We start from the raw sequence: 11483 nt of genomic DNA, 5'->3' as shown, positions 1-11483 counted from the left end.
GTGAAGACGTGCAACGTGGTCAAGTTCTGGCCAAGCCAGGCTCGATCAAGCCGCATGCGCACTTCACCGGCGAGATCTATGTTCTGTCGAAAGACGAAGGCGGCCGTCATACGCCATTCTTCAACAACTATCGTCCACAGTTCTACTTCCGCACGACGGACGTAACCGGTTCGATCGAGTTGCCAGCAGACAAAGAAATGGTCATGCCAGGCGATAACGTGTCGATCACCGTCAAGCTGATCAACCCGATCGCGATGGAAGAAGGCTTGCGCTTCGCTATCCGCGAAGGCGGTCGTACCGTCGGCGCTGGTGTTGTTGCAAAAATCCTGGCTTAATTCTTAAGCCTGCATAAAAGAAGACGCGTCGTCGCCCGGCGCCCTTCTTTTTATTCAACTGCCGGGGTTGGCAAGCATTTTGGTGCTATCATGTCGACCCTGACGGTTGTTGCGTCAGAAATTCCCGTATGACCTCATTGCCGTGCAAACCGCGCGGTTCGTTCTTTTAAGGAAATATCATGTCGGCACCAAACCAAAAAATCCGTATTCGCCTGAAGGCTTTCGATTACAAACTGATCGACCAGTCCGCTCTGGAAATCGTTGAAACCGCGAAGCGCACCGGCGCTGTCGTCAAAGGCCCAGTACCACTGCCTACCCGTATTCAACGTTTCGATGTGCTGCGTTCCCCGCACGTCAACAAAACTTCGCGCGATCAGTTCGAGATCCGTACGCACCAACGCCTGATGGACATCGTTGACCCAACGGACAAAACCGTTGACGCGCTGATGAAGCTGGACCTGCCAGCTGGTGTTGATGTTGAAATCAAACTGCAATAAGAGTTTCAAGGGCAGCTGACAACACCGTAGCATCAGGTATTGACAGCTGTTCCAGGCCGGTGGGGTGTCCCGCTGCCTGATGATGGGGCCGGGCCTGCTTACGATCGTGAGTGCGCCCGGCCCCATTGCTATTGGTGCCGCACCTTTGGCGGGTGCTTCCGGCTTGTCTTCATCCTACCCCATCCGTTTTCTTCTTTTCACCTCTCCTCGCCGGGATTGCCTGCGAGTGCAATGCGCGCCAGTTTGATTCCAGCAAAGAGCTCGGCCTATAAAGTGGGGTTAATACAACAATTGTTAATTGTTTCTTTCCCATACGCGCCAAATGTGAGAAATTTGTAACATGCGTGAGAATGTGTGATTATTTTACAAAAATGGTCAGTGCAACGCATCGATTTATAAAACGAAAACAATATTTGAGGAGTAGTTTTGAAAAGTACAGTGATGAGCAATACACCCCGTCTGAAGAAAAGCACCCTTGCGATAGCATTGACACTGGCCTTCTCCCAATACGCTGTGGCACAAGAAGCTGCCGCACCTGCAGAAAAACTGCAACGCGTCGAAGTCACCGGCAGTAGCATCAAGCGTACCGAAGCTGAAACAGCTGGCTCGCTGCAGGTGCTGACCCGCGACGACATCGAGCGTACCGGCCAGACCACGGCACTGGGCATCCTGAATTCCTCCGCTGCCATCAGCACGTCGATCGACTCGTCGAGCAGCAGCTCCGGCAGCTTCGCCACGGGTTCCTCGGGCGTGGGCATGCGCGGCCTGGGCAAGGTCGCGACCCTGGTGCTGGTCAACGGCCGCCGCATTGCACAATACGGCCTGGCCGATGGCGCACAACAGAACTTCACCAACCTGGACGCGATCCCGGCTGCCGCCATCGAACGCATCGAGATCCTGAAAGATGGCGCGTCGGCAATCTACGGTTCCGACGCCATCGCTGGCGTGATCAACATCATCCTGCTGAAAAACTTCGAAGGCGCCAAGATCACCGGCAACTACAAGGAAACCGACGGTTTCAAAGACCAGCGCAGCCGCAACGTTTCCGGCATCGTCGGTTATGGCGATATCGACAAGGACGGTTTCAATACCTACCTGACGTACGAAGCCTACAAGAACGACGGTTACACCGCTGACGACCTGCGCAGCCACTACCCGGAATGGCACCGCCAGACCCCGGGCCGTTCGACCTGGGACGCCCTGAGCGCGTTCTCGCCAACCGGCAACTACTTCCTGAACAGCACGAACATCGTTGCCGCGCCAGGTTGCCCGGCCGACAAGATCGACCCGAAAGACAAGCTGTGCAAGATGGATGTCCTGCCGTACACCGGCCTGACCACCAATGCCAAGCGCTATGCGCTGGCCAGCAACACGCATTTCCGCATTGGCAAGGATATCGATGCCAACTTCGAGATCACCAATGCCGGCGCCAGCAACGACTACATCGTCGCGCCATTCAACGTCAGCAATGGTAGCGCCACCACGTCGTCGAGCACCTGGTACGACGCGATCAACGGCAAGATGGTCGGACCCTACTTCTATCCGAAATTACCAGTTGGCCACGCCAACAACCCTTACGGCGTACCGGTGGAATACCGCGCCCGCATGATGGACACCGGCAACGGCTTCAACTTCAACCGCACCGAATCCGACCAGACGCGCGTCATGCTGAGCCTGAACGGCGACATCGGCAACTTCGACTGGAAATCCGCGGTCGGCTACATGAACTCGAAAGCGACCAAGGCCACCCGTGCCGTGAGCGCTACCGGCTACAACAATGCCATCGTCAACGGCACCTACAAGTTCGGCCAGCAAAACGATACTGCGCTGCTGGAGTCGATGTTCCCTGTGCGTACCACCAAGGGCGAGTCGAAAATCACTTTCGTCGACGCAACCGTGTCCGGCGAAGTGGCGCAATTGCCTGCCGGTCCTTTGAACGTGGCATTCGGTACCGACATCCGTCGCGAAAAGTATGAAATGGCCAGCTCGGACAACGTGCTGCGTGGCGACCTGGTCGGCATCGCCGGCCTGCAAGTCAAAGACACCATGGATCACTACGCGCTGTTCGCCGAAGCGACCATTCCAGTGGTCAAGCGTGTCGAAGTGAGTGCCGCGGTACGTGCCGACAAGTCCACCAACAGCGACGTGCACTTCTCGCCGAAACTGGGCTTGCGCGTCAACGCGACCGACACCCTGTTGCTGCGCGCTACGGCAGCTGGCGGCTTCCGCGCGCCAAACATCGTTGAAACCGGTAATGGCCTGGGCCGCAGCTCGTTCGCGACCAGCGTCAGCGATCCACGTCGTTGCTCGACCGCCAGCACCCTGAACAATCTGGTGCAGAACAATCCGGCCGCCACCACCGTCGACAAGGCGCAGGCGAATACCTTCCGCAACAGCGATTGCTCGGGCGGCGTGCCTAGCTTCGTGTCGGCGAACAAGGACCTGAAGCCGGAAACCTCGCGTTCGATCACCGCTGGTTTCGTTTTCGAACCGATCAAGAACTGGACCGTGGCACTGGACTACTACCATATCGAACGCAAGGACGAAATCGGTACCCGTGCCGTGGCTGACATCCTGCGCGGCGAAGCTGGCCTGCCAGCCGGACAGCTGGTGCGTGTCGATAACTCGGCTTCCGATGCGCAATTCCTGGCACTGGTGAAAAAATACGCACCAAGCAATACTGCCAACTTCGGCGGCGTTGGCGCCATCGGCCTGCTGTACAACCCATACGTCAACAGCGGCAAGACCCGTGCTTCGGGCTTCGACTTTGATGCGGGTGGCCGTTTCAACACCGGTATTGGCCAAGTTCGCCTGAAACTGGAAGGTAGCTACCTGTGGAAATACCAGGAGTTCAGCGTGACCGACAATGCCTATGACACCAACCTGGCCGGTAACTATGACCTCGGTTCGCGTCTGAAAACCAAGCTGCGCGCCAGCCTGAAAGCCGGCGAGTTCGACCACGGCATGACCCTGAACTACGCCAGCGGTTTCAGCAACGACAACCAGACTTCGTCGACCTACTGCGTCACCAACAAGGTATCGGCCGAGAATATGGCGACTTGCTCGCGTGTAGGCAGCAACACCACGGTCGATTACAACCTGTCGTATGGCGGCATCAAGAACACGCGTCTGAGCCTGTACATCGACAATCTGTTCGACAAGGCTGCACCGATTCAGTGGCGCGCAGGCTACGCTGAAACATTCCAGATGCGTCGTATCGGCGTATCGGCCAGCTACACCTTCCTCTGATCGTCGTCAGTTGATACCCACCGTCCGGCAGCGATGCCGGGCGTGTCAAAAACCAGGCCGCGTGCCTGGTTTTTTTTGCCCCGCATCGATGCATGGGGGGATATCGCTTTACAGTGCCGCGGCTGGCAGATAAAGTTGCCGCATGCTTAACGCCCTCGATACCCACCTGTTAAATGCGGCTCCCCGTGAGCGCCTGCGCGGCTGGCCGCGCTTCCTGACCGAGTTCCTGTATTTCGGCATCAAGGAGGCGAGGTCGTGCCTGTTCGTGGGGCTGTTCTTTGCTGCCGTCTTCCTGGTGCCGCGTGCCGGCCTGTTCGGCCTGCCGCGCTATGACGTGCTGCTGCTGGTGGCGCTGGCGATCCAGGGCGCGATGCTCTGGAGCGGTCTGGAGACGTGGGATGAATTGAAAGCCATCTGCCTGTTCCATGCGGTTGGCTTTGCGCTGGAAGTGTTCAAGGTGTCGGGGACGATCCAGTCGTGGAGTTATCCCGACTTCGCCTACACCAAGGTGTTCGGCGTGCCGCTGTTTTCCGGCTTCATGTACGCGGCCGTCGGCAGCTACATCATCCAGACCTGGCGCCTGCTCGACATGCGCATTCGCCACCATCCGCCGTACTGGATGGCGGTGCTGATCGCGCTGCTGATCTACGCCAATTTCTTTACTCACCACTACATCGGCGACTATCGCTGGTACCTGGCCGCCTGTGCGCTGGGCTTGTATGCGCGCACCACCGTGGTGTTTCGCCCGCTTGACCGCGACCGCAGCATGCCCTTGCTGCTCGGTTTCGTGCTGGTCGGCTTCTTCATCTGGCTGGCTGAAAACATCAGCACCTTCTGGGGCGTGTGGCGCTATCCGAACCAGCTTGGCGCGTGGTCGGTCGTGCACGTCAGCAAATGGAGTTCATGGTCGCTGCTGGTGGTGATGACGTTCACCATCGTGGCCCACCTCAAGCACATCAAGGCCAGCATCCACGTCGCCCAGCCTTAGGCCGGGCTTCGGGTCGACTTGTTACAAGCTGGCTGCCACCACGTCGAAGCGCGCGCCCAGCGCCGCTTGCGGGCCGCCTTGCAGTTGTTTCGCGTACTGGCGCAGCACTTCCGCCGAATAGGTGCGCGAGGCGGGCGACAGCTTCGGCAGCAGCGGCAGCACGCGTTCCAGATAGCCCGTGCCTTCCTGCCACTTGCCTTGCGCGGCCAGGGCCGACGCCAGTTCCACCATGCGGCGGCCGACGCGCGCATCGCTGCGCGGCTGCGCCGCTTCTTCCGTGGCCAGGGCTTGCCGGTACAGTTGCTCCGCTTCCGCATTCTTGCCCTGCAAGCGCTTGATGCGGCCCAGGTTGTACTGGCGCTGCGACAGGATGTCCGCGCTGGCCCCGGCCTGTTCGGCGCTGCGCAGCGCCTGTACGCAAGCCAGTTCCGCTTCGCCAAACTGGCCTTTGAGTTCGGCCGCGTTGCAGGCGTCCTGCTGTTCATTGGAGGTGGTGAGTGTCGCTGGCGCCGCGCAGGCGGCCAGCAGGCTGACAGCGCATAGCAGGCTGATGGTATGGGTCTTCATAGTCTCCTCGGACGGGTGTCAAACACGGTGTATCGGTGGAGTCATGCCGTAATAAATATACTATAAGTTTTTTGGGGTGGGTGGCTTTTCGCCAGCGCACGCGATTGACGCCGCTTGCGTGCTTCAGGGATACTCCGGGCTTGTCCATTAATGCGTGCCGCCGCCATGTCCAAGACTGTCCTGATCGTGGAAGATGAACAGGCGATTGCCGACAGCATCGCCTATGCCTTGCGCACGGACGGCTTTACGCCGCGCCATGTGATGTTGGGCGAACACGCCCTGGCCGCGCTGCGCCCCATGCCCGGCGAAGCGGCGCAGATGCCCGTTCTGGTCGTGCTGGACGTGGGCTTGCCCGACATGAGCGGGCTGGAAGTGTGCCGCCGCCTGCGCCAGTTTTCCGAGGTGCCGGTGATCTTCCTGACGGCCCGCAGCGACGAGATCGACCGCATCGTCGGCCTGGAAATCGGCGCCGACGATTACGTCACCAAACCATTTTCGCCGCGCGAACTGGTGGCGCGCATCCGCGTCATTTTGCGCCGCGCCGGTGTCGCTCAGGTACCCCGCGAGACTGGCATGACGATAGCCGCTGCCGTCACGGCGACCGCGCCGGCGCGCTTCGAGTTGCGCGCGCTCGAGGCGCGGGTGCTGTTCCACGGCCAGCCGCTGGACCTGACCCGCTATGAATACCTGCTGCTGAAGACCCTGCTCGAGCATCCGGGCCACGTGTTGTCGCGCGCGCAGTTGATGGAGCGCGTGTGGAGCGGTGCGCCCGACACGCTCGAGCGCACCGTCGATGCGCACGTCAAATCGCTGCGCGCCAAGCTGCGCGCCGTCGATGCGCAGGTCGATCCCATCCACACCCACCGTGGCCTCGGCTACAGCCTGGCCGGCGCATGAAGATCGGCCTGCGCATCCTGCTCGGCTACTTCCTGATCGTGGGACTGGCCGCGTGGTTCCTGCTGAATGTCTTCATGGAACAGGTCAAGCCGGGCGTGCGCTCGACCCTGGAAGACACGCTGGTCGATACCTCGCAACTGCTGACCAGCCTGGTGGCGCCCGACGTGAAGGCGGGCACGCTGGCGCAGTCGCCCGTGGCCGAGCGCATGCAGGATTACGCGCGCCATGGCGTGGACGTCAATATCAATGGCGTGCGCAAGCGCACGCTCGATTACCGCATCACTATCACGGACCGGCACGGCATCGTGCTGTTCGATTCCAGCGGGCGCGACGTGGGGCGCGACTATTCGCGCTGGAATGACGTGTATCTGACCTTGCAGGGCAAGTATGGCGCGCGCAGCACGCGCAGCCGGCCTGACGACGAGATGTCGACGGTGATGCACGTGGCCGCGCCGATTCGCGACGGCAGTGAGGTGATCGGCGTGCTGACGGTGGCCAAGCCGAACGCCAGCGTGCAAGCGTTTGTCGAGCGCAGCCAGCGCAAGATCCTGCAGCGCGGCGCCATCCTGTTGCTGCTGTCGCTGCTGATCGGCCTGGCGTTCGCCTGGTGGCTGCACCATGCGCTGGGCAAGCTGATGCACTATATCGGCGACGTGGAAGCGGGGCGCAAGGTGGCGCTGCCGGCGCTGGGCACGAACGAGATCGGCACCCTGGGAAGGGCGCTCGAGGCGATGCGCACGCGCCTGGAAGGCAAGGAATACGTGGAGCAGCTGATGCACACCCTGGCGCATGAATTGAAAAGCCCGATCGCCGCCATCCAGGCCTCGGCCGAGCTGCTGCAGGAAGACATGCCGCCGGCCGAGCGGCGCCAGTTCCTCGCCAGTATCCTGGAACAGAATGCGCGCCAGCGGCAGCTGATCGACAAGCTGCTGGCCCTCGTGCGCGTCGAAAAGCAGCAGCGCCTGGATCACCCCGAACGCATCGCACTGGGGCCGTTGCTGGCGCAAGTGGCGCAGGACGCTGCCGCCACCCTGGCGGCGCGCGGCGTGCGCCTGCAACTGCAGGCCGACGAGGCGAGTGTGGCGGGCGACGCCCTGCTGCTGCGCCAGGCGCTGGGCAACCTGCTCGACAACGCGGCCGGCTTTGCGCCGCCGGGCAGCTGCATCGACCTGACGGCGCGGCGCCAGGGCAGCCAGGTGGAAATTGCCGTGCGCGACCGCGGCGCGGGCATTCCCGCGTATGCGCTCGAGCGCGTCTTCGAGCGCTTTTATTCCCTGCCGCGTCCGAGCGCCGGCAAGAGCACGGGCCTGGGCCTGCCCTTCGTGCGCGAGGTGGCCTCGCTGCACGGCGGCACGGTCGAAGTGCTCAATCATGCGGAGGGCGGCGCCTGCGCGCGCCTGTGCCTGCCACTAGCCTAGCGCACTTTATTTGCCCGCTTCACACGGACCGCATCGTCAACGCATACAGCTTTTTTACACTGGCCCCCTTACTTCAAGGATGCGCCATGCAAAAAACCCTCTTAGTCAAAGCGTTGATCGTGTTCGGCCTGATGCTGCTGATCGGCCTGCCTTTGCTGATGATTCAGGAAACGATCAAGGAACGGATGGAATTCCGCCAGGAAGCCGTCAACAGCATCGCCGCCGATTCGGTGCGCGAACAAACCATCATCGGCCCCATCCTCGTGATTCCCTACACGGAGCAATATGAAGAGCGCGTGGAAGTGGCCAGCAGCGATGACAAGGAAGCGAAGTCGCCCGTGCGCACGGAGTTGCTGCGCCGCACGGTGCAGCGCCGCTTTCTCGTCTACCCGAACAACCTGCTGATCAATGGCAGCATCGACGCGGATCGCCGCTACCGCGGCATCCATCAGGTACTGGTCTACAGCGGCCAGCATGCGTTTCAGGGCGACTTCACGGTGCCGGCCAGCAGCCAGCTGCCGCGCAAGTCGCCGGACTCGCGCGTGACCCTGGGCGCACCTTTCGTCGCCCTGTCCATCGAGGACGTGCGCGGCATCCGCAACATCCCGAAAATCGACTGGGGCGGCCAGAAGATCGAATTCGAGCAAGGTACAGACCTGTTTGCCTTCCGCAGCGGCCTGCACGCGCCGCTGGGGGCCATGCCGCTGGCCCAGGCGCACCAGGTGAAATTCAGCTTTGACCTGGGCCTCGATGGCATCGAACGCCAGCATTTCGTCCCGGTGGCGAAAAACAGCCAGATCAGCATCAAGTCGAACTGGCCCCATCCGCAGTTTGGCGGCCGCTTCCTGCCGTCGCCGAAACACCGCCAGATCAATGCCGAGGGCTTTCAGGTCGAGTGGAGCATTTCCTCGCTGGCCACCAACGCGCAAACGCAGCTGAGCACCATCGAGGGCGAATTCAAGGTGCCCGACAATGCGCCGCTGGGCCAGATCGACCGCTTCAGCGTGGGCTTCATCGAACCGGTGAACGTGTACTCGCAATCGGACCGGGCCACCAAATATGGCTTGCTGTTCGTGGCGCTGACCTTTGCCGCCTTCTTCATCTTTGAAATCCTGAAGAGCCTGCCGATCCACCCGGTGCAATATCTGCTGGTGGGCCTGTCGCTGGTGATCTTCTTCCTGCTGCTGGTGGGCCTGGCCGAGCACATCGCCTTCCTGGCCGCCTACCTGATCGCCAGCGCCGCCTGTATTGCACTGACCAGCTTTTATCTGGTGCACGTGCTGCACAACGCCTGGCGCGGCATCGGTTTCGGCGTGGCGCTGACGGTGCTGTATGGCGCCCTGTACGGTTTGCTCAGCTCGGAAAACAATGCGCTCGTGATGGGCAGCATCCTGCTGTTCGCCGTGCTGGCTGCCATCATGGTGGCAACACGCAAGGTGGACTGGTATCAGGTGGGCAGGGGAGGGCAGTAAGCTCCTGGGTCAGCGTCACTCACGCATGGAAAGATTGATTATTTGGTAAATAAGTGGTTTTAAGTTGGTATTGTTTACGGTACTCTTTGGTATTAATTTCCGCAAAGCACGGAATTGCGTGCGGCGGCGTACCAGAGCAGTAGGGTGGCGGCGGGAAGGATGGCTTGCCGCCACCGGGCAATTCCTTTCATCCCAACATAAAAACCTGGAGACAGCACCATGATCAAGAAACTGGCTTTTTTCCTCTTTGCTTGCGGACTGAGTGCCGGCTATGCGTATGCCGCCACGAGCGAGGATGTGTCGCAATGCCGTTCGCGCTGCGACAGCAGTTATGTCGGCTGCACCAATTCGCTCGGCGGCAGCCCGATTTGCCGTGAGCTGATGCAGCACTGCCTGGAACGCTGCAACGGCTAGACCAGCGGCTGGTATGGCGCATGGGCGCGGACAGGGCACCAGCCTGGTCCGCGCCTTTTTTTGTGGCGCCAAGGCGCATGGATGGCCGCTTTGCGCCGAGGAACGGTCAATTGTGGACGGCGCTGAACAACTCCCGCAGGGGCGTCGCGCAACACTTTGACATACCTCGTGTTAACTTGTTGCGTCAAGGGTTTTTGTGCTATATACTAGCCGGCTTCGGTATGGATTCGTCTTTTTTGAGTCCTACGTTACTTTGTAGTTAAACAAGCCCCGCCCAATCGCAGGTGGGAATGGAGAAAAAATGAGCCTAGGCCTTCTCGGTCGCAAGGTTGGTATGATGCGCATTTTCACGGATGAAGGGGATTCGATTCCTGTCACCGTGTTGGACGTATCGAACAACCGTGTTGCGCAAATCAAAACCCCTGAAACAGATGGTTACTCCGCTGTTCAGGTCGCATTCGGTCAACGTCGCGCTTCCCGCGTGACCAAAGCTGTTGCTGGTCATCACGCTAAAGCTGGTGTTGAAGCCGGTACTCTGTTGAAAGAGTTCCGTGTCGACGCTGCCAAAGCCGCTGAACTGAAAGCTGGCGATGTTGTCGCTGCTTCCCTGTTCGAAGTCGGTCAAAAGATCGACGTGCAAGGCGTTACCATCGGTAAAGGCTATGCAGGCGTTATCAAACGTTACCACTTCGCTTCTGGCCGTGCAACGCACGGTAACTCGCGTTCGCATAACGTTCCAGGCTCCATCGGTATGGCACAAGATCCAGGTCGCGTTTTCCCTGGTAAGCGCATGACCGGTCATCTGGGTGACGTTAACCGTACGATCCAGAACCTCGTGATCGCCCGTATCGATGCCGACCGTCAGCTGTTGCTGGTCAAAGGCGCGATTCCAGGTGCGAAAAATGGCCAGGTAGTTGTCTCGCCAGCCATCAAAACCAAAGCCAAGAAGGGAGCTTAAACGATGGAACTCAAGCTTCTGAATGCGCAAGGTCAAGCCGCCTCGAACGTTGCTGCAGCCGATACGATTTTCGGCCGTGACTACAATGAAGCGCTGATCCACCAAGTCGTCATCGCTTATCAAGCGAATGCACGTAGTGGTAACCGCAAGCAAAAAGACCGTGAAGAAGTTCACCACACGACGAAAAAGCCATGGCGCCAAAAAGGTACCGGCCGCGCTCGTGCTGGTATGTCGTCGTCGCCACTGTGGCGCGGCGGTGGTCGGATTTTCCCGAACTCGCCTGACGAAAACTTCACCCACAAAGTGAACAAAAAGATGTATCGCGCAGGTATCTGCTCGATCCTGTCGCAGCTGGCTCGCGAAGAGCGCCTGATCGTCATCGACGATCTGACGATCGACGCGCCAAAAACCAAGCTGCTGTCGCAAAAATTGAACGGCCTGGGCTTTGATTCGGTTCTGATCATCACCGACGTTCTGAACGAAAACCTGGAACTGGCATCGCGCAACCTGCCTAACGTACTCGTCGTTGAGCCACGTCACGCAGACCCGATGTCCCTGGTGTTCTACAAGAAGATCCTGGTCACCAAAGCTGCATTGGCCAAGATTGAGGAGATGCTGGCATGAGCGCGATTTTGAAACATAGCGAAGAACGCTTGATGAAGGTGCTGTTGGCGCCCGTGATTTCCGA

General features: G+C 59.9%; 11 protein-coding genes and 1 pseudogene. 11 read left to right on the top strand and 1 reads right to left on the bottom strand.

What is annotated here, in order from left to right:
- The 4 genes from ASN89_RS24170 to ASN89_RS24155 form a co-directional block, all read left to right on the top strand.
- Positions 1 to 335 (top strand): elongation factor Tu (locus tag ASN89_RS24170; RefSeq protein WP_082654669.1); only part of this gene is annotated, 335 nt, incomplete at its 5' end.
- A 179-nt stretch (positions 336 to 514) separates the two neighbouring features.
- Entirely contained in the window at positions 515 to 832 is a 318-nt protein-coding gene (rpsJ, locus tag ASN89_RS24165; protein WP_010394389.1) for a 30S ribosomal protein S10, read from the top strand.
- Between the two features lie 513 nt (positions 833 to 1345).
- A complete protein-coding gene (locus tag ASN89_RS24160; protein WP_235432774.1) occupies positions 1346 to 4081 on the top strand; it encodes a TonB-dependent receptor plug domain-containing protein in 2736 nt (911 codons plus the stop codon).
- A 142-nt stretch (positions 4082 to 4223) separates the two neighbouring features.
- A complete protein-coding gene (locus tag ASN89_RS24155) occupies positions 4224 to 5069 on the top strand; it encodes a DUF817 domain-containing protein (protein ID WP_058051042.1) in 846 nt (281 codons plus the stop codon).
- 21 nt (positions 5070 to 5090) lie between these two features.
- On the opposite strand, the gene ASN89_RS24150 is transcribed toward ASN89_RS24155, so the two are convergent.
- Positions 5091 to 5636, bottom strand: coding sequence for a tetratricopeptide repeat protein (locus ASN89_RS24150; RefSeq protein ID WP_051991374.1), 546 nt, complete (start codon positions 5634 to 5636; stop codon positions 5091 to 5093).
- A gap of 165 nt (positions 5637 to 5801) precedes the next feature.
- Here ASN89_RS24150 and creB point away from each other — a divergent pair, with 165 nt between their 5' ends.
- The 7 genes and pseudogenes from creB to rplW form a co-directional block, all read left to right on the top strand.
- Complete coding sequence (creB, locus tag ASN89_RS24145; protein WP_058051043.1) at positions 5802 to 6533, top strand: two-component system response regulator CreB; 732 nt, start codon at positions 5802 to 5804, stop codon at positions 6531 to 6533.
- Complete coding sequence (gene creC, locus ASN89_RS24140; protein WP_058051041.1) at positions 6530 to 7951, top strand: two-component system sensor histidine kinase CreC; 1422 nt, start codon at positions 6530 to 6532, stop codon at positions 7949 to 7951. The genes creB and creC overlap by 4 nt, the downstream gene beginning before the upstream one ends.
- A gap of 86 nt (positions 7952 to 8037) precedes the next feature.
- Positions 8038 to 9423 (top strand): cell envelope integrity protein CreD, encoded by a 1386-nt coding sequence (creD, locus tag ASN89_RS24135; protein ID WP_082654732.1) that lies wholly within the window; start codon positions 8038 to 8040, stop codon positions 9421 to 9423.
- A gap of 219 nt (positions 9424 to 9642) precedes the next feature.
- The gene (locus ASN89_RS24130; RefSeq protein ID WP_046681665.1) at positions 9643 to 9837 is read left to right on the top strand and encodes a hypothetical protein; all 195 of its coding nucleotides are present in this window, start codon (positions 9643 to 9645) and stop codon (positions 9835 to 9837) included.
- Positions 9838 to 10138: 301 nt separating this feature from the next.
- The gene (rplC, locus tag ASN89_RS24125; protein ID WP_010394393.1) at positions 10139 to 10795 is read left to right on the top strand and encodes a 50S ribosomal protein L3; all 657 of its coding nucleotides are present in this window, start codon (positions 10139 to 10141) and stop codon (positions 10793 to 10795) included.
- Between the two features lie 3 nt (positions 10796 to 10798).
- Positions 10799 to 11419, top strand: coding sequence for a 50S ribosomal protein L4 (rplD, locus tag ASN89_RS24120; protein WP_034753197.1), 621 nt, complete (start codon positions 10799 to 10801; stop codon positions 11417 to 11419).
- Positions 11416 to 11483, top strand: a pseudogene (gene rplW, locus ASN89_RS29800) (50S ribosomal protein L23); the annotation flags it as partial. The gene rplD and the pseudogene rplW, both read left to right, overlap by 4 nt.

Origin of the sequence: Janthinobacterium sp. Ant5-2-1, assembly GCF_001445815.1 — a bacterium.
GTDB lineage: Bacteria > Pseudomonadota > Gammaproteobacteria > Burkholderiales > Burkholderiaceae_D > Janthinobacterium > Janthinobacterium lividum_E.
This window is presented reverse-complemented; position numbering and strand designations above follow the sequence as displayed.